The sequence below is a fragment of the Streptomyces sp. WMMB 322 genome (assembly GCF_900090145.1).
GTDB lineage: Bacteria > Actinomycetota > Actinomycetes > Streptomycetales > Streptomycetaceae > Streptomyces.
In genome coordinates this window covers 212,815-230,665 of the sequence record NZ_FMHI01000003.1, presented here as the reverse complement: position 1 = coordinate 230,665, position 17,851 = coordinate 212,815, and the positions used below count along the sequence as shown (strand labels likewise).

The following is a 17,851-nucleotide window of genomic DNA, read 5'->3' as shown; positions in this document are numbered from 1 at the left end:
GTCGGTGAGGGAAGACGTGAGCGACAACTCTGTAGTACTTCGGTACGGGGACGATGAGTACAGCTACCCCGTGGTCGACAGCACGGTGGGCGACCGTGGGTTCGACATCGGCAAGCTGCGCGCCGAGACCGGTCTGGTGACCCTGGATTCGGGCTACGGCAACACCGCCGCGTACAAATCCGCCATCACCTACCTCGACGGTGAGGGCGGTGTCCTGCGTTACCGCGGTTACCCGATCGAGCAGGTGGCGGAGCGGGGCACCTTCCTGGAGACGGCCTACCTTCTGATCCACGGCGAACTTCCCACCGTCGACCAGCAGGCCTCCTTCAAGGACGAGATCACCCGTCACACCCTGCTGCACGAGGACGTGAAGCGTTTCTACGACGGCTTCCCGCGTGACGCCCACCCGATGGCCATGCTCTCGTCCGTGGTCAGTGCGCTGTCGACCTTCTACCAGGACAGCCACAACCCGTTCGACGAGAAGCAGCGGCACCTGTCGACCATAAGGCTGCTGGCGAAGCTGCCGACGATCGCCGCTTACGCCTACAAGAAGGCGATCGGCCACCCGGTCGTCTACCCGCGCAACGACCTCGGCTACGTCGAGAACTTCCTGCGGATGACCTTCTCGGTCCCGGCTGCGGAGTACGAGCTCAACCCCGTCGTCGTCAACGCCCTCGAGAAGCTGCTGATCCTCCACGCCGACCACGAGCAGAACTGCTCCACCTCGACGGTGAGGCTCGTCGGCTCCTCGCAGGCGAACATGTTCGCGTCGATCTCCGCGGGTATCAACGCACTCTGGGGCCCGCTCCACGGCGGCGCCAACCAGAGCGTGCTGGAGATGCTCCAGGGCATTCAGGCGTCGGGCTCCGACGTCGACACCTTCATCCGCAAGGTGAAGGACAAGGAGGACGGCGTAAAGCTGATGGGCTTCGGCCACCGCGTCTACAAGAACTTCGACCCCCGGGCGAAGATCATCAAGGCGGCTGCGCACGATGTCCTCTCGGCCCTCGGCAAGAGTGACGAGCTGCTCGACATCGCCCTGCGGCTGGAGGAACACGCCCTCAGCGACGACTACTTCGTCGAGCGCAAGCTCTACCCCAACGTGGACTTCTACACCGGTCTGATCTACCGGGCGATGGGCTTCCCGACCAGCATGTTCACCGTGCTGTTCGCCCTCGGCCGGCTGCCCGGCTGGATCGCCCAGTGGCACGAGATGATCAAGGAGCCCGGCTCCCGCATCGGGCGTCCGCGGCAGATCTACACCGGGGTCGTCGAGCGTGACTACGTCCCCATCGAATCCCGCTGACCGCCGGGTGACGTTTGCTGTACAGTGCGTGACGCTCCCTTGAGAGGCGTCCACGGAAGGCCCCATCCAAGCGGATCGGGGCCTTCCGCATGCGTAGGCTCCCGGAGAGACGTAGGTCACAGAAATTGGGGGGTAACCATTGTCCGGGGTCGGGCGTCTAACCGGGTGGCAGCGGCACCCCGGCGGGGCCGCAGTCACCACCGAGTACGTCTTTGGGGGACGGACCCGGTGAGCAGAATCGGCGAGCGTGCGCGGGGAGCTTTGAGCGGCCCTCCCGTCCGTACGTGCAGCCAGTGAGCACCCGGCCAGGATCCCGTGGGGGGAATCCGTGACCGGGAAACGGGAGCGCCCCGTCGACAGGCCCGTGGGGGGACCTGTTCGACGGGGCGCTTTTCGTTGCCCTGACGGGCTGCCGGTGGCCCCAAAGGGCGTGCGAAACGGCGGAGTTCGTCATTCCGGATTTCTTGCACCAAGGGTGACGCGCAGGGAAACCTGCCGGGTGACCGTCACGTCACTTTCACTTTTCCCTCACTTGTGCCGGTTCCGCGGCGTCGGTTCCGCTCCGGCGTGGGTCCGAACCAGTCGTCCTCGGGGCGCCGTGCGAAGGTGCCGGGGCCGGGTGCCGGGCGTCCGGAGGCGGGCGTCCGAAGACGGATGTCCGAAACGGGTACCCGCAGGGGGCCGGTTACCTGAAGCGGCGCAGCCGCAGGCTGTTCGTGACCACGAAGACCGAGGAGAAGGCCATCGCCGCACCCGCGATCATCGGGTTGAGCAGCCCGGCGGCCGCCAGCGGAAGGGCGGCCACGTTGTAGCCGAAGGCCCACCAGAGATTGCCCTTGATGGTGGAGAGCGTCCTGCGGGACAGGCGGATCGCGTCCGCGGCCACCCGCAGGTCTCCCCGCACGAGGGTCAGGTCGCCGGCCTCGATCGCCGCGTCCGTTCCGGTACCCATCGCCAGGCCGAGATCGGCGCTCGCGAGGGCTGCCGCGTCGTTGATGCCGTCGCCGACCATGGCGACCGTGCGTCCTTCGGCCTGGAGGCGCCGCACCTCGCCGGCCTTGTCCTCGGGCAACACCCCGGCGATGACCGTGTCTTCGGCGGCGGCTCCGTCCCGCAGGATGCCGACGCTGCGGGCCACCGCTTCCGCGACGGTCCTGTTGTCGCCCGTCAGCAGCACCGGCGTGAGCCCCAGCGCGCGCAGTTCCCGTACCGCCTCGGCGCTGGTGTCCTTCACCGTGTCCGCGACGGTCAGCACGCCCCTCGCGGAGCCGTCCCAGCTGACCGTGACCGCCGTGCGGCCCTGGGCCTCCGCGGCGGCGGCCGCCCCTGCCAGAGCCTGCGGCAGTCCGCCCGGGGGTGTCCGTCCGACCTCCACGGCCCGGCCCTCGACCGTGCCGCGCACACCGAGGCCCGCGAGGTTGCCGAAGTCTTGCGGGGTGGGCAGCGGCGGTGCGTCCGCCCCGCGGCGCTCTCGCGCGCCCCGCGCGATGGCGCGGGCGATGGGGTGCTCGGAGGCGTCCTCCAACGCGCCGGCGAGGCGCAGCAGTTCGTCCTCGGTGACGCCCTCGGCAGGGACGACGTCGTGAAGCTCCATGCGGCCGGTGGTGACGGTGCCGGTCTTGTCGAGCACGACGGTGTCGACCCGGCGCGTCGACTCCAGCACCTCCGGCCCCTTGATCAGGATGCCGAGCTGGGCGCCGCGGCCCGTGCCCACCATGAGGGCGGTCGGTGTCGCGAGCCCCAGAGCGCACGGGCAGGCGATGATCAGTACCGCCACGGCCGCCGTGAACGCGGCGGCGGCGGCGCCGGTGGCAAGGAGCCAGCCCACGAGGGTGGCGGCCGCCAGCACCAGCACCACGGGAACGAACACCGCGGAGACCCGGTCGGCGAGCCGCTGCACCTCGGCCTTGCCGCTCTGCGCGTCCTCCACCATCCGTGCCATACGGGCGAGTTGGGTGTCCGAACCGACGCGCGTGGCCGTGACCACCAGACGGCCCGAGACATTGACGGTGGCGCCCGTGACCGCGTCGCCCTCGCTTACGTCGACCGGCACCGACTCACCCGTCAGCATCGAGGTGTCGAGGGCCGAGGAGCCCTCGTCGACGGTGCCGTCCGTGGCGATCGTCTCCCCGGGACGTACGACGAAGCGGTCGCCGACCGCCAGGCGCGAGACGGGAATCCGGTGCTCGGCGCCGTCCCGCAGCACCGCAACGTCCTTGGCGCCCAGCTGCATCAGGGCACGCAGGGCGGAGCCCGCCCTGCGCTTTGCGCGCGCCTCCAGATAGCGCCCCAGCAGGAGGAACGTCGTCACGCCGGCCGCGACTTCGAGATACAGCGCGGACGTACCGCCGCCGTAGCCGGGGGAGAGGGTGAACTCGAAGCCGTGGCGCATGCCCGGCATCCCGGCGTCACCGAAGAACAGCGCCCACAGGGACCAGCCGAAGGCCGCCAGCGTGCCCACCGAGATGAGGGTGTCCATGGTGGCGGCGCCGTGCCGCAGGTTCTTCCACGTGGCGCGGTGGAAGGGCAGGCCGGCCCACACCACGACGGGTGAGGCGAGGACGAGTGAGAGCCACTGCCAGTTGTCGAACTGGAGGAACGGCACCATCGACAGCAGCACCACGGGCACGGACAGCACGAGGGCGACGAGGAAGCGCTGCCGCATCGCGGCCAGTTCACCCGTCCCCTCGGACCCGGAGTCCGCAGCGGACCCGTGCGCGTCGGTCACGGTGGCTTCAGCGGCCCCGGCGCCCCGTTCGTCGGCCGGAGCGGCGGCCGGTGCCTCCGGTCCGGGCGCTGCGGGTGGCGGCGGGAGTTGTGCCGAGTAGCCGGTGCGCTCCACCGTGGCGATGAGGTCGTCGACGGACACCGAGTCCGCGTACGAGATCCTCGCCTTCTCCGTCGCGTAGTTGACGCCGGCGGAGACACCGTCCATCCGGTTGAGCTTCTTCTCGACCCGGGCCGCGCACGAGGCGCAGGTCATCCCGCCGATGGACAGTTCGACACGGCGCTCGTCCGCGGTGGGTGCCTTCTGTTCCGTGGTGCTGGTCATCGTGGTGCTCCCGGAAGCGATGGGGTTGTCGCGGGGGGTCGGCGGTCTGTGTCGGTGGCCGCGGTCTACGCGGTCTACGCGGCGTACGCGGGCTACGCGCGGCCGGTCAGTTCGAAGCCGGCCTCGTCGACGGCGGCACGCACCGCTTCGTAGTCCGGCTCCGTCGTCGAGGTGACGGTGACCTCGCCGGCTGAGGCGACGGCCTTCACGGAGGTCACGCCCTCGATCCCGGAGATCTCGCCGGAGACGGCGCCCTCACAGTGCCCGCAGCTCATGCCGCTGACCTTGTAGGTGGTGGTGACTGTGCTCATGTCCGCTCCCTGGATTCTGGTGCTCCGGTGCCTGCGCGAATGAGAACCACTATACCCCCCCTAGGTATTCCCACCGTCCTCTGCGGCGGCTCCGAATATGCCAGAGGCCCGGCGCCCGGTCCCCGAGGATCCTCGGGGACCGGGCGCCGGGCCTCTGGCCTGCGTCACCGGACGGGCGGGTCCGTCAGTCGTGCGTCACCGCCCTCCACGGTGGCCGGGGCGGCGGGTGACCCAGGTCCTTACGGTGTCCGCGTACCAGAAGGGCTTGCCGCCCTCCACGAGGTCGGGTGGCGGCAGCAGGCCGTGCTTGCGGTACGAGCGCACAGTGTCCGTCCGGACTCCGATGTGCGCGGCGATGTCCTTGTACGACCACAGTCGTCGATCGGCCAACTCGGCACCTCCCACAGGGACCACAGAAGTGGTTGTTGATCATCAGCCTGTGCCCGGTGAACGACGCTGAGTGACCAAGGGGGAGGGCCTGTTGAGGGTCTGTGACGCGGCGACAAGGTAATGGTGACGCTCGTGACAGGGCGCCAACACCCCGAACACGGCGCTCAAGCAGGGCTCATGCGCCGCATCCGCGCAGAAATCGCCGTGTGCGCTGGGCGATCGGGAGCGGCTGGTCGGGCGGGCAGGGGTACATGTCCTGCTCGACGATGGCGAAGAGATCGACGCCCAGGCCCTGTGCGGCGGTGAGCACGGGCTCCATCGCCGGTACGCCCAGCGGTGGTTCGCACATCACGCCCTGCCGGACCGCGGGCCCGAACGGCGTCCCCTTCTCCACCACGTCGGCGAGGATTGCGGGGTCGACCTGCTTGAGATGCAGGTAGCCGATCCGCTCGCCGTAGGTCTCGATGAGCTTGACGCTGTCTCCGCCGCAGTACGCGTAATGCCCGGTGTCCAGGCAGAGGTTGACCAGGTCGGAGTCGGTCGCGTCGAGGAAGCGCTCGACGTGCTCCTCGGTGTCGATGTGGGTGTCCGCGTGCGGATGCACCATGATCTGCAAGCCGTACTCGTCCCGCACCTCACGGGCCAGGCGTTCGGTGCCGCTCGCGAGGTGACGCCACTGCCCGGCGGTCAGCTCGCGCGGTTCGATCTCCTCGGCCGTCTTGTCGTCCCGCCAGAAGGACGGGATGACCACGAGGTTCTCCGCGCCCATCGCCCTTGTGAGGGCGGCGACCTGGCCGACGTGCTCCCATGTCGCGTCCCACACGTCCGGGCCGCGGTGGAGCGAGGTGAAGACGGTGCCCGCGGAGACCTTGAGGCCGCGGGCGCCGACCTCCGCCGTGAGCCGTGCGGGGTCGGTGGGCAGGTAGCCGTAGGGGCCCAGTTCGATCCACTCGTAGCCGGCCTGTGAGACCTCGTCGAGGAAGCGCCGCCACGGCACCTGCTCCGGGTCCTCGGGGAACCAGACGCCCCAGGAGTCGGGAGCCGAGCCGACCCGGATGCGGTCTAGGGAAGGGGTCGCAGAAGTCACGAAGGGCTCCTCGCTGTGCTGTGCGTACGTAGTCACGGGCCGCGGATGTGTCGCGTCGGTGCGACGGGGCGAGCCAACTCCGTGGGCGGCGCCACTGTCAAGTGTATGTAAGGACAATGTTTCATACGGACGTGGACCGGGGAGACCGCAGTGCCGTCACCGCGGCGCCGCGCCGCCATGTCACTGGCACGTCAGTATGTAAGGACAAATTATTGACAGCCTTCGCCGTCAGCGCCGACGATGAGGAGGCCGACCGCGGGAACGACCCAGGAGAGGGCATCCATGGCAGTCACGGAAGAGCCGCACGACGTCGTCACGATGGGCCGCATCGGCGTCGACATCTACCCGCTGCAGACGGGCGTTCCGCTGCCGCAGGTGGAGACGTTCGGCAAGTTCCTCGGCGGGTCCGCCACCAACGTCGCCGTCGCCGCCTCCCGCCTGGGCCGCTCCGCGGCCGTCATCAGCCGCACCGGTGACGACCCGTTCGGCGAGTACTGCCACCAGGCGCTGCGGGACTTCGGCGTGGACGACCGCTGGGTGACACCCGTGACGAAGTACCCCACGCCGGTCACCTTCTGCGAGATCTTCCCGCCCGACGACTTCCCGCTGTACTTCTACCGCGAGCCCAAGGCCCCCGACCTCGAACTCGTACCCGAAGACCTGGACTTCGCCGCGATCGGGTCCGCGCCCGTCTTCTGGGTGACGGGCACGGGCCTGTGCGCCGAGCCCAGCCGCACCACGACACTCACCGCGCTGGAGGCCCGCGCGGAGAGCCGGCGCCGGCACACGGGAGGGACGGACCGCGCCCCGGCCGCCACCGTCTTCGACATGGACTGGCGGCCCATGTTCTGGGGCGAGGGCGGCGGGACCGCCGAAGAGGACGTCATGGCCGAAGCACGCCCGCACTACCGCCGGGCCCTCGCGAACGCCACCGTCGCCGTCGGCAACCTCGACGAGTGCCAGGTCGCCACCGGCACGCGCGAGCCCCAGGCCTGCGCCGACGCGCTCCTGGAGGCGGGTGTCGAACTCGCCGTCGTCAAGCAGGGGCCCAAGGGAGTGCTCGCCGCGCATCGCGACGGCACCCGCGCGGAGGTTCCGCCGCACCCCGTCGAGGTGGTCAACGGCCTCGGAGCCGGCGACGCCTTCGGCGGTTCGCTCTGCCACGGACTGCTCGCCGGCTGGGACCTGGAGTACCTGATGCGGTACGCGAACGCCGCGGGCGCGCTGGTCGCCTCCCGGCTCGCATGCTCCGCAGCGATGCCCACGGCGGGTGAGGTCGAGGAACTGCTGCGGGGATGACGGTCACGCCCCGGGAAGCGGCCCCGCCTTCCGGCCGCGTCCGTGTCCGCCGACCGCCCGCACCCGCCCGCGCCCGGCCCCGCGCGCGTCCAGCCACGAAAGCGAGCAGACCACTTGAGCAGCATCAGCATCGGTGACCTCGTCGCCGTACGGGCCCGGCACCCGGAGGCGATCGCGGAGGCCGCCGCCAGACGCGCCCGCCGCCCTCTGCTCGGCGGGAGCGGCCGGCTGATGATCGTCGCCGCCGACCACCCCGCCCGCGGGGCCCTGGGCACCGGCGGCAGCGAACTGGCCATGGCCAACCGCGCCGGACTGCTGGAGCGGCTGGTGCTGGCGCTGTCCCGTCCGGGAGTCGACGGCGTACTGGCGACCGCCGACATCCTGGAGGACCTGCTGCTCCTGGGAGCCCTGGAGAACAAGATCGTCATGGGGTCGATGAACCGCGGGGGACTGGCCGGCGCCTCCTGGGAACTCGACGACCGCTTCACCGGATACCGCGCCCAGGACATCGAACGGCTGCGCTTCGACGCAGGCAAGGCACTGCTGCGCATCGACTACGACGACCCCGGCTCGCTGGCCACCATGCACTCCACCGCACGCGCCGTGGACGACATGGCGGCCCGCCGGCTGCCGCTCTTCGTCGAGCCGTTCATCTCCCGCCGTGTGCACGGCCAGGTCCGCAACGACCTCACGGCCGAGGCCGTCACCCGCTCCATAGCGATCGCCTCCGGGCTCGGCGGGACCTCCGCCTACACCTGGCTCAAACTGCCGGTCGCCGAGGACCCCGGCGACATGACCTGGGTGTGCGAGACCTCGACCCTGCCGGTGGTGCTGCTCGGCGGGGAGACGAACGGCGACCAGGAAGGCGCCTATGAGAAGTGGCGGACGGCGCTGCGCCTGCCGGCCGTCCACGGGCTGGTGGTGGGACGCTCCCTGCTCTACCCGGCGGACGGCGACGTCGCAGGCGCCGTGGACACCGCGGTCGGGCTGCTGTGAACGGCCCGCCCGCCGACGGACGAAGCCGCCCGGGCGGCAACCCCGGGAGCGGAAGCAGGAACGACGAGGGCCCGGGCACGGCGCGCGGGCCGCAGCGGCGACACGGTCGAGGACGGCGGACATGACGAGCACGACAGGCACCACAGGAACGGACGGAACGGCACGGCCGGCGGCGGCCCCGGCCGGCTCCGGCACGGGATTCCATCTCCCGGCGGGCAGCGCCGGCTCACGCGCGTACACCCTCGACATCGATCCGCACCGGGCCGGCTGGGGCTACTCCTCGCTGCGCGTCCTGGAGCTGGAGCCCGGCGCCGCCCACGACTTCGGCGCGGGGGACAGCGAGTGGATCGTCCTCCCGCTCCGCGGTGGCTGCACCGTCACCGCCGAGGGCGAGACGTTCGAACTGCACGGCCGCACAAGCGTCTTCGACGGCGTGAGCGACTTCGCCTACGTTCCGCGCGACGCCGAGGTGAGCATCACCAGCAGCGCAGGCGGGCGCTTCGCACTGACCGGCGCCCGGTGCAGCCGGCGCCTGCCGGCACGGTACGGCGCCGCCTCGTCGGTCCCCGTCGAGCTGCGCGGCAGGGGCAACTGCTCGCGGCAGGTCAACAACTTCGGCGCCGCCGGCGTCTTCGAGGCCGACCAGCTCATCGCCGTGGAGGTGCTGACGCCGGGCGGCAACTGGTCCTCGTACCCGCCGCACAAGCACGACGAGGACCGGCCCGGCGTGGAGAGCGAACTGGAGGAGATCTACTACTTCGAGATCGCCCCCCACCGCACGGACTCCGGCACCGTGCCCGGCATGGGCTACCAGCGTGTCTCGCCCTCCGGCCCCCGCAGCGGCACCGACGTGCTCGCCGAGGTGCGCGACGGCGACGCCGTGCTGATCCCGGACGGCTGGCACGGTCCGTCCATCGCCGCGCCCGGTCACGACATGTACTACCTGAACGTGATGGCCGGACCGGGTCTGGAGCGGGCGTGGCTTATCTGCGACCATCCAGATCACGCCTGGATCCGAGGCAGCTGGGATGAGCAGCCTGTCGATCCAAGGCTGCCGCTCTACCACGCACCGACTGTGGAAGGAGGGACGGCCAAGTGAGCTCCGTACCGGAAACGGACCGCCGCACGGACGGCCGGTCCGCCGTGCGCGCCGCAAGCCCGGACCACAGCCGTGCCCGCGGCGCCGCGGAGGACCCGCGCACAGTGCGCCTGACGGTTGCGCAGGCGCTGGTGCGTTTCCTCGCCGTCCAGTACACCGAGCGCGACGGGCGCCGCCACCGGCTCATCGACGCCTGCTGGGGCATCCTCGGCCACGGCAACGTCGCCGGCCTCGGCCAGGCCCTCGTGGAGAGCGGCCAGGGCGACGACGCGCCACTGCGCTACCTCCAGGGACGCAACGAACAGGCCATGGTGCACGCGGCCGTCGGCTACGCCCGGCAGAACAACCGACTCTCCGCCCACGCCGTCACCACCTCCATCGGCCCCGGCGCCACCAACCTCGTGACCGGCGCGGCACTCGCCACCATCAACCGGCTGCCGGTCCTGCTGCTCCCCGGCGACATCTTCGCCACCCGCACCGCCGACCCGGTGCTTCAGCAACTGGAGGTGCCCAGCGCCGGCGACGTCTCCGTCAACGACGCGCTGCGGCCCGTCTCCCGCTACTTCGACCGCGTGCACCGGCCGGAGGCGCTGATCCCGGCGGCGCTCCAGGCCATGCGCGTCCTCGCGGACCCCGCCGAGACCGGTGCCGTCACGCTGGCGCTGCCGCAGGACGTGCAGGCCGAGGCGTACGACTGGCCGGAGGAGTTCTTCGCCGAACGCGTGTGGCACGTGCGGCGGCCCGGCCCCGAGGCCGCCGAGGTCGCGGCCGCCGCCACCGCCGTACTGGCCGCCCGCCGGCCCCTGATCATCGCGGGCGGAGGCGTCCACCACAGCGAGGCCGAGGACGCGCTGCGCGCACTGGCCGACGCCACCGGCATCCCCGTCGCGAGCACCCAGGCCGGAAAGGGTTCGCTGCGCCACGACCACCCCTGCGACGTGGGCGCCGTGGGCCACACGGGAACGGCGGTCGCCGACGACCTGGCGCGCGCGGCGGACCTCGTGATCGGCGTCGGCACCCGCTACAGCGACTTCACCACCGCGTCGAACACGCTCTTCGCCGAGCCCAACGTGCGCTTCCTCAACCTCAACATCACCCCCTTCGACTCGCACAAGATGGGCGCGACGACGCTCGTCGCCGACGCCCGCGCCGGACTGGAGGCGCTCACGGGGGCGCTGCTCGGGCACCGGGTCCCGGCGGCGTACGAGGAGGAGTACGGGCAGGGCAAGGCGAGTTGGGAGCGGATCGTCGAGTCCGCGTACGCGACGAAGGACGAGGGCGTCCGCCCCACGCAGACGCAGGTGCTGGGCGCCCTGGACGCAGCCGTCGGCGACGACGACGTCGTCATCAACGCCGCCGGCTCACTCCCCGGCGATCTGCACAAGCTGTGGCGGGCCCGCTCACCGCGCCAGTACCACCTGGAGTACGGCTACTCCTGCATGGGTTACGAGATCCCCGCCGCCATCGGCGTCCGTCTCGCCGCCCCGGACAGGCCGGTGTGGGCGCTCGTCGGCGACGGCACCTATCTGATGCTGCCCGGCGAGATCGTCACCGCGGTGCAGGAGCGCGTCAACATCAACGTGGTTCTGGTGCAGAACCACGGATACGCCTCCATCGGCGGCCTGTCCGAGCAGACCGGCGCCGAACGCTTCGGCACCGCCTACCGGTACCGCGCACCCGACGGCACCTACACGGGCGATCCGCTGCCCGTGGACCTGGCCGCCAACGCCGCGTCGCTCGGCATGGACGTCATCCGTGCGGAGACCGTCGGCGAACTGCGCGCCGCGCTCGCACAGGCACGCACCTCCGACCGTCCGACCTGCGTGTACGTCGAGACCGACACCAGCCCTTCCGCACCGGCACCGCCGGGGGCGGCGGCCTGGTGGGACGTGGTCGTCGCGGAGACCTCGGACCGTCCGGCCGCGCGCCGGGCACGTGAGGAGTACGAGCGCCACGCGGCGGCCAGGCGGCGGCACTTGTGACGCCCCGGCCGGCCCCGGCCCGCCCCCCCGGCGGGGCCGGGGCCGAACAGCCCCGCACACGACCGGACTTCGCAAGCAACCCTCCGGCATACGCAACTTCCCGGCATCAGAACCTCTGACTTCGAGCAAGCCCCTTTCGCTCAACTCCCGCAGAAAGGCCACCACATGAAGACTCTCGGACACTGGATCGGCGGCAAGGCGGTCGAGTCCGTCTCGGGAAACCTCGGGCCCGTCTACGACCCCGCCACCGGTACGCAGCCCACACAGGTGGCGCTCGCCTCCGTCGAGGAGGTGGACTCGGCCGTCGACGCCGCACGGCGCGCGTACGAGGAGTGGTCGCAGAGCTCGCTCGCCAAGCGCACGGCCTTTCTCTTCAAGTACCGCGAACTCCTCGACGCCCACCGCGACGAGATCGCCGCACTGATCTCCTCCGAGCACGGCAAGGTCCACTCCGACGCGCTCGGAGAGGTGGCCCGCGGCATGGAGATCCTCGAACTGGCCTGCGGCATCCCGGAGAAGCTGAAGGGAGAGCTGTCCACACAGGTCTCCTCGCGGGTCGACGTCTCCTCCATCCGGCAGCCGCTCGGAGTCGTCGCGGGCATCACGCCGTTCAACTTCCCCGCGATGGTGCCGATGTGGATGTTCCCGCTCGCCATCGCCTGCGGTAACGCGTTCGTGCTGAAGCCGAGCGAGAAGGACCCGTCCGCGCCGTACCGGCTCGCCGAACTCGCCGCCGAGGCGGGCCTGCCCGACGGGGTGCTCAACGTCGTCAACGGCGACAAGACCGCGGTCGACCGGCTGCTGTCCCACCCGGACGTGGCCGCTGTCAGCTTCGTCGGGTCGACGCCGATCGCCAAGTACATCCAGTCGGAGGCCGTCGCGCACGGAAAGCGGGTCCAGGCACTGGGCGGCGCGAAGAACCACATGCTCGTACTGCCGGACGCCGACCTGGACTTCGCCGCCGACAACGCCATCAACGCGGCCTACGGATCGGCCGGCGAGCGCTGCATGGCCGTCTCCGTCGTCGTCGCCGTCGGCGACACCGGGGACGAGCTCGTGGCGAAGATCGCCGACCGGGCACGGAAGCTGCGCATCGGCCCCGGCGACGACCCGTCCTCCGAGATGGGCCCCCTCATCACCCGCGAGCACCGCGACAAGGTCGCGTCCTATGTGGGCGGCGCGCGTGAACAGGGCGCGGACGTCGTCGTGGACGGCACCGGCCACACCGTCGAGGGCCACGAGAACGGCTTCTTCCTCGGCGTCTCCCTCCTCGACAAGGTCTCCCCGGAGATGGACGCCTACCGTGACGAGATCTTCGGGCCGGTGCTCTGCGTGGTGCGGGCCGGGACCTACGACGAGGCGATCGCCCTCATCAACAGCAGCCGGTGGGGCAACGGCACAGCCATCTTCACGCGCGACGGCGGTGCGGCCCGCCGGTTCCAACTGGAGGTCGAGGCGGGCATGGTGGGCGTCAACGTGCCCATCCCGGTACCGGTCGGCCACCATTCCTTCGGCGGCTGGAAGGACTCCCTCTTCGGGGACCTGCACATCTACGGCAACGACGGTGTCGCCTTCTACACCCGTGGCAAGGTCATCACCACCCGCTGGCCCGACCCTGCCGAGAGCGGCGGGATCAACCTGGGCTTCCCCACGTCGTCGTAGCGCCGTCGTTCTTGAGCAGGGCCGGAGCCCTTCGGGGAGCGCGGTCGTGGATGATGATTCCGCGACAAGGCGGGGTCTCGCGTCGTCTGCCGACCGCGGAGGGAATCGATGACGGGTTTGCGTGAGGTCCTGGAACAGCACGTGGGCCGGGGCTCGGCGCCGGGGGCGGTGGGGATGGTGGTCCGCGGGGACCGCGTCGAGGTGGAGGCCGTCGGTCATGCGGATGTGCGCGGCGGCTCTCCGGTCACCAGGGAGGTCCGTCTTCCGGATCGCTTCGCTGACCAAACAGGTCACGGCGGCGGCCGTCATGATGCTCGTCGAGGAAGGCCGCTTCGCACTGGAGGACCCCGTCGGCGAGTGGTTGCCGGAGCTGGCGTCACCGGTGGTGGTGCGCAGCCCGTCCGGTCCGGTGGAGGACGTGGTTCCGGCCTCGCGTCCCATTACGGTGCTCGACCTGCTCACCTTCCGCGCGGGGTACGGCTACGCGCCCGACTTCTCCCTGCCGGTGGTCAAGCGGCTCTTCCGCGATCTCAAAGTCGACCCCGTGCGTCCCCAGCCCGTGCCCGCGCCGGATGAGTGGATGGCGGCGCTGGGGCGCATTCCGCTGCTGCACCAGCCGGGCGAGGGATGGCTGTATCACACCTGCTCGGACATCCTGGGCGTGCTGATCGCCCGAGCGTCGGGGACACCGCTGCCGGAGTTCTTCGCGGAGCGGCTGTTCGAACCGCTCGGCATGGCGGACACCGGGTTCGCGGTACCGGAGGGCAGCCGCGACCGGTTCACCACCCTCCACCTTCCCGCACGGCAGACCGGCGAGGTCGAGCCGGTGGACGGCCCCGACGGTCAGTGGGGAAGCGTGCCCGCGTTCGCGTCGGGCGGCGGCGGGCTCGTATCGACCCTCGACGACTGGTACTCCTTCGCCCGCATGCTGCTCGCCGAAGGCACCGCCCAAGGCACCGCCGGAGGGAGCGCCGGGCAAGGCGGTGGCGGCCGCCGGCTGCTGTCGCCGGGATCGGTGCGGCAGATGACCGCGAACTGGCTGACGGAGGCCCAACGCCGGGCCGGCGGGCACTTCATGGAGGGCCAGGGATGGGGCTTCGGGGCCTCGGTCGACGTCGAGGATCTCGACCCGTGGAACGTGCCGGGACGCTACGGCTGGGTCGGCGGCAGCGGAACAGCGGCCCATATCGTCCCGTCCACGGGCGCCGTGAGCATCCTGCTCACCCAGCTCCGGCTGTCCGGACCGTGCCGGCCCGAGCGGATGCGGGCCTTCTGGCGCTACGCGGCGTCGGTCTGAAGCGGCCCCGCGGTCTGTCGTGCCAATCACCGGCGGCTCGATCGCAGGCTCAGGAGTCGAACTGCTCGCGTGCGACCCGGTGTGCGGTCTCCACCAGGCGGCTGAGACCGGGGCTGTCGGTGGATGCGCGCCAGGCGATCTGCAGAGTCGTCGTCGGCGTGGGCGGTGCGATGGGGACCATCGTGACGTCTGCGCCAAGGGTGTTGAAGGAGCTGGGTTGGATCGTGATCCCCTGGCCGGCGGCCACGAGCGCGACCTGAGTGGTCGTGTCCGGTGCCTGGAGCACGGTGCGCGGCTGGAGGCCTCGCTGGGCGCACAGGTTGATGATCTGGTCGTAGAAGCCGTGCCCGTCGAGGCGGGGCCACATCACCAGGGTTTCCTCGGCGAGCTGGTCCAGGCGTACCGCTTCGGCCTCAGCCAGTCGGTGGTCGGCGGGGAGCACGACGGTGAGCTTCTCGGACATCAGCGGTTCCACTCGCAAGGCTGCGCCTGCTTCCGTGGCACGGAGAAAGCCGACGTCCAGGTCGCCGTGGCTCAGGGCCGCCAGCTGAGCGGTGATGCTGAGTTGAGAGACCGTCACCGTCAAACCGGGTGCCTGGCTGCGCAGTGAGCGGAGGATCGCCGGAACGATGCGGGTGAGGGGGGCGCCCCCGGCTCCCAGTCTGAGGCGGCCGAGCAGTCCGGCTGCGACGTCGGCGGCTGCCAGTGCGGCGTTGTCGAGCTGTTCCAGAGCACGCTCGCAGCCCTGCTGAAAGGCCTGACCCGCCGGCGTGAGGCCGACATGACGGCTTGTGCGAGTCAGGAGAGCAAAGCCCAACTCGTCCTCCAAGCGGCGTATCTGCTCACTCACTGTGGCTTGTGAGACGCCGAGCAGCTGGGCGGCCCGGCTGAAGTGCAGGCATTCCGCAACGGCGAGGAAGTAGCGCATCTGGCGAAGCTCCATACGAGCAATCTATGGAGTTCCATACCAGCAATCCATAGGTAATGCCGATACAAGCAGAGGTGGTTTCTTCTGGTTCCGATCGTTCCCGTCTCCTAGCGTCTGCGACGGTGCCGGCGCGCCTTGCGAGGGGCCCCGGCGCCGGACCGGCCACACGGCCAGAACGGGAGGCGACGTAATGGACAACCGGTACTGGTGGCAGGACGCGGTCTTCTATCAGATCTATCCCCGCAGCTTCGCCGACTCCGACGGGGACGGGGTGGGTGATCTGCCAGGGATCACCGCGAATCTGGATCACTTCAGCGACGCAACCTGGGGCCTGGGCGTGGACGCCCTCTGGCTGTCGCCGTTCTATCCCTCGCCGGGAGTCGACTTCGGCTACGACATAAGCGATCACTGCGCTGTCGATCCGGTGTTCGGAACTCTCGCCGACTTCGACGAACTTCTCGCCGCCGCACACCGCCGGGGCCTGCGAATCGTCACCGACCTTGTTCCCAACCACACCTCCGACCAGCACAGTTGGTTTCTCGACTCCCGATCGGGCCGTGGTTCGAAGCGCCGGGACTGGTACATCTGGGCAGAGCCCTCTGCTGACGGGGGGCCGCCGAACAACTGGCTGAGCTGTTTTCCCGCGACCGGGTCTGCGTGGACGCTCGACGAGCAGACCGGGCAGTACTACCTGCACTCCTTCACCCGCCACCAGCCCGACCTCAACTGGTGGAACCCGCAGGTTCGCAGCGCATTCGCCGAAGTGATGCGGTTCTGGCTGAACCGCGGTGTGGACGGGTTCCGTGTCGACGTACCGCATCGAATCCTGAAGGACCCGGATCTTCGTGACAACCCTCCCGAACTGGCAGGTATGCGCCGGGCCGCGCAGGCCCCCGCCGGCACCCGGCCCCGCAATCTCGACCATCCCGGGATACATGACGTGATGCGTGGTCTGCGACGTGTTCTCGACGCCTGCCCCGACCGGATGATGGTCGGCGAGGTTGGAATCACCGACCCACGGCAACTGGCGACGTATTCAGGCGACGGGGACGAACTCCACCTTGCCTTCAACTTCGCGTTCTGGTCCCAGCCCTGGTCCGCGGACAGGTTTCGGCAGACGGTCGCCGTCGCGGAGTCGACAACGCCCTCCCATGCCTGGCCCACCTATGCGCTGTCCAACCACGACCTGCCGCGGGCAGCCACCCGCTACAACCACGCCGGACACGGCCCGGCACGCATGCGGTTGGCGGCGATGATGCTGCTTGCCCTGCGAGGCACTCCATTTCTGTACTACGGCGAAGAGATCGGAATGACGGACGCGTTCGTTCCCGCAACCGTCAAATCCGATCCTGACGGCCGCGACTCGCAGCGCAGCCCCATGCAGTGGGACGACTCGGAGCACTGCGGTTTCACCACGGGCCGACCATGGCTGCCCACCCCCGCGGGCTCCGGTGGTGTCAACGTAGCGGCCCAACGCGGCGATCCGCGTTCACTGCTGAGCCTCTACCGCGACTTGCTGGCGATCCGCCATCGGCACCGGCCCCTCACCCGCGGTACCTATGAGGCAATGGAAACCGGAAGCGACGGGGTCTTCGCATTCCAGCGCCGAACCCGCGCAGAGCGACTGCTCATCGCGCTCAACTTCGCAGCGACGCCTGCCACCGTCCGGATACCCGGGCTGCCCGCCGCGGGCCGGCGCCTGCTGAGCACCCTGCCTGGTCCGAAGACCTCCATCGTGCTGGACCCGTTGCGGCTTGCCGCCCACGAGGGAGTCATCGTGCAACTCCCCCAGGCAAAACGAGCCCGGTGACGCTCACCCTGCGGCGCCTCAGTCAATTGTTCGCCGGGTGCGGCATGTACGGGCTCGGCATCGCACTCCAGGTCGACTCGGGCCTGGGCAATGCCCCTTGGGACGTTCTGCACCACGGTCTTGCCCGGCGCACCGGGCTGACGATCGGCACATGCGTTGTCGGCACTGCCGTCCTTGCGTTGCTGCTGTGGATACCGCTGCGCCAACGACCCGGAATCGGTACCGTCACGAACGCCGTCACGCTGGGGCCGTTCGCCGACCTCTTCCTTCATCTCCTGCCGGATCCGGACGGAGTGGCCTCCCGCTCGGGGTATCTCATCGCGGCGATTGCGGCGACCGCCACAGGCACCGGCTGCTGCATAGGAGCGGGCCTCGGTCCGGGACCGCGTGACGGCCTGATGACCGGAATCGCCGCTCGCGGGCACTCGGTGCGGTCCGTCCGGACCGGAATCGAGGTGGCCGTGCTCGCCACCGGATGGCTGCTCGGCGGTGCAGTGGGTGCGGGGACGCTTCTCTTCGCCCTGGCCATCGGTCCGCTCGCACAATCGTCCATAAGGCTGCTGTCCATTGATCCCACGCCGCTCCCGGGGCATCGTCCCGTTCGGCCCGATCGATAGTCGCGGTGTTGCGCG

General features: G+C 70.2%; 13 protein-coding genes and 1 pseudogene. 9 read left to right on the top strand and 5 right to left on the bottom strand.

Translation table 11 applies throughout. From position 1 onward, the window contains the following. Positions 1 to 16: 16 nt before the first annotated feature. Positions 17 to 1,306 (top strand): citrate synthase, encoded by a 1,290-nt coding sequence (locus H180DRAFT_RS06870; RefSeq protein WP_055485085.1) that lies wholly within the window; start codon positions 17 to 19, stop codon positions 1,304 to 1,306. Between the two features lie 685 nt (positions 1,307 to 1,991). On the opposite strand, the gene H180DRAFT_RS06865 is transcribed toward H180DRAFT_RS06870, so the two are convergent. The 4 genes from H180DRAFT_RS06865 to H180DRAFT_RS06850 form a co-directional block, all read right to left on the bottom strand. Beyond that, a complete protein-coding gene (locus tag H180DRAFT_RS06865) occupies positions 1,992 to 4,358 on the bottom strand; it encodes a heavy metal translocating P-type ATPase (RefSeq protein ID WP_055485084.1) in 2,367 nt (788 codons plus the stop codon). Positions 4,359 to 4,450: 92 nt separating this feature from the next. Then, positions 4,451 to 4,669 carry a heavy-metal-associated domain-containing protein gene (locus H180DRAFT_RS06860; protein ID WP_055485083.1) on the bottom strand — a complete coding sequence of 73 codons (219 nt, stop codon included), beginning with the start codon at positions 4,667 to 4,669 and terminating at the stop codon, positions 4,451 to 4,453. Between the two features lie 195 nt (positions 4,670 to 4,864). Beyond that, entirely contained in the window at positions 4,865 to 5,059 is a 195-nt protein-coding gene (locus tag H180DRAFT_RS06855; protein ID WP_055485277.1) for a helix-turn-helix transcriptional regulator, read from the bottom strand. 175 nt (positions 5,060 to 5,234) lie between these two features. Further along, positions 5,235 to 6,146 (bottom strand): sugar phosphate isomerase/epimerase family protein, encoded by a 912-nt coding sequence (locus tag H180DRAFT_RS06850; protein WP_055485082.1) that lies wholly within the window; start codon positions 6,144 to 6,146, stop codon positions 5,235 to 5,237. A gap of 282 nt (positions 6,147 to 6,428) precedes the next feature. On the opposite strand from H180DRAFT_RS06850, the gene iolC reads away from it, so the two are divergent. From iolC to H180DRAFT_RS06820, 6 genes and pseudogenes are all read left to right on the top strand, one after another. After that, positions 6,429 to 7,445 carry a 5-dehydro-2-deoxygluconokinase gene (gene iolC, locus H180DRAFT_RS06845; RefSeq protein ID WP_055485081.1) on the top strand — a complete coding sequence of 339 codons (1,017 nt, stop codon included), beginning with the start codon at positions 6,429 to 6,431 and terminating at the stop codon, positions 7,443 to 7,445. 114 nt (positions 7,446 to 7,559) lie between these two features. After that, a complete protein-coding gene (locus H180DRAFT_RS06840) occupies positions 7,560 to 8,441 on the top strand; it encodes a Cgl0159 family (beta/alpha)8-fold protein (RefSeq protein WP_055485080.1) in 882 nt (293 codons plus the stop codon). A gap of 121 nt (positions 8,442 to 8,562) precedes the next feature. Further along, on the top strand, positions 8,563 to 9,540 hold the full coding sequence (gene iolB / locus H180DRAFT_RS06835) for a 5-deoxy-glucuronate isomerase (RefSeq protein ID WP_074466666.1): 978 nt from the start codon (positions 8,563 to 8,565) through the stop codon (positions 9,538 to 9,540). 104 nt (positions 9,541 to 9,644) lie between these two features. Then, positions 9,645 to 11,522, top strand: coding sequence for a 3D-(3,5/4)-trihydroxycyclohexane-1,2-dione acylhydrolase (decyclizing) (gene iolD, locus H180DRAFT_RS06830; protein ID WP_055485275.1), 1,878 nt, complete (start codon positions 9,645 to 9,647; stop codon positions 11,520 to 11,522). A 165-nt stretch (positions 11,523 to 11,687) separates the two neighbouring features. Then, positions 11,688 to 13,184: a CoA-acylating methylmalonate-semialdehyde dehydrogenase gene (locus H180DRAFT_RS06825; protein ID WP_055485079.1), complete on the top strand. Its 1,497-nt coding sequence runs from the start codon at positions 11,688 to 11,690 to the stop codon at positions 13,182 to 13,184. Positions 13,185 to 13,292: 108 nt separating this feature from the next. Then, positions 13,293 to 14,481: pseudogene (locus tag H180DRAFT_RS06820) on the top strand (serine hydrolase domain-containing protein). A gap of 49 nt (positions 14,482 to 14,530) precedes the next feature. Here the strand turns inward: H180DRAFT_RS06820 and H180DRAFT_RS06815 are convergent. Next, complete coding sequence (locus H180DRAFT_RS06815) at positions 14,531 to 15,424, bottom strand: LysR family transcriptional regulator (protein WP_055485078.1); 894 nt, start codon at positions 15,422 to 15,424, stop codon at positions 14,531 to 14,533. A 175-nt stretch (positions 15,425 to 15,599) separates the two neighbouring features. On the opposite strand from H180DRAFT_RS06815, the gene H180DRAFT_RS06810 reads away from it, so the two are divergent. Both H180DRAFT_RS06810 and H180DRAFT_RS06805 read left to right on the top strand, forming a co-directional pair. Continuing rightward, positions 15,600 to 17,219, top strand: a complete 1,620-nt coding sequence (locus H180DRAFT_RS06810; RefSeq protein ID WP_055485077.1) for an alpha-amylase family glycosyl hydrolase — start codon at positions 15,600 to 15,602, stop codon at positions 17,217 to 17,219. Beyond that, complete coding sequence (locus H180DRAFT_RS06805; protein ID WP_175437728.1) at positions 17,216 to 17,836, top strand: membrane protein YczE; 621 nt, start codon at positions 17,216 to 17,218, stop codon at positions 17,834 to 17,836. The genes H180DRAFT_RS06810 and H180DRAFT_RS06805 overlap by 4 nt, the downstream gene beginning before the upstream one ends. Positions 17,837 to 17,851 lie beyond the last annotated feature (15 nt).

Excerpts from the sequence above, each read along its gene's own strand:
- H180DRAFT_RS06865 (WP_055485084.1), bottom strand. The coding sequence starts at position 4,358 with ATGACCAGCACCACGGAACAGAAGGCACCCACCGCGGACGAGCGCCGT.
- H180DRAFT_RS06860 (WP_055485083.1), bottom strand. The coding sequence starts at position 4,669 with ATGAGCACAGTCACCACCACCTACAAGGTCAGCGGCATGAGCTGCGGG.
- iolC (WP_055485081.1), top strand. The coding sequence starts at position 6,429 with ATGGCAGTCACGGAAGAGCCGCACGACGTCGTCACGATGGGCCGCATC.
- iolB (WP_074466666.1), top strand. The coding sequence starts at position 8,563 with ATGACGAGCACGACAGGCACCACAGGAACGGACGGAACGGCACGGCCG.
- H180DRAFT_RS06825 (WP_055485079.1), top strand. The coding sequence starts at position 11,688 with ATGAAGACTCTCGGACACTGGATCGGCGGCAAGGCGGTCGAGTCCGTC.
- H180DRAFT_RS06815 (WP_055485078.1), bottom strand. The coding sequence starts at position 15,424 with ATGGAGCTTCGCCAGATGCGCTACTTCCTCGCCGTTGCGGAATGCCTG.
- H180DRAFT_RS06810 (WP_055485077.1), top strand. The coding sequence starts at position 15,600 with ATGGACAACCGGTACTGGTGGCAGGACGCGGTCTTCTATCAGATCTAT.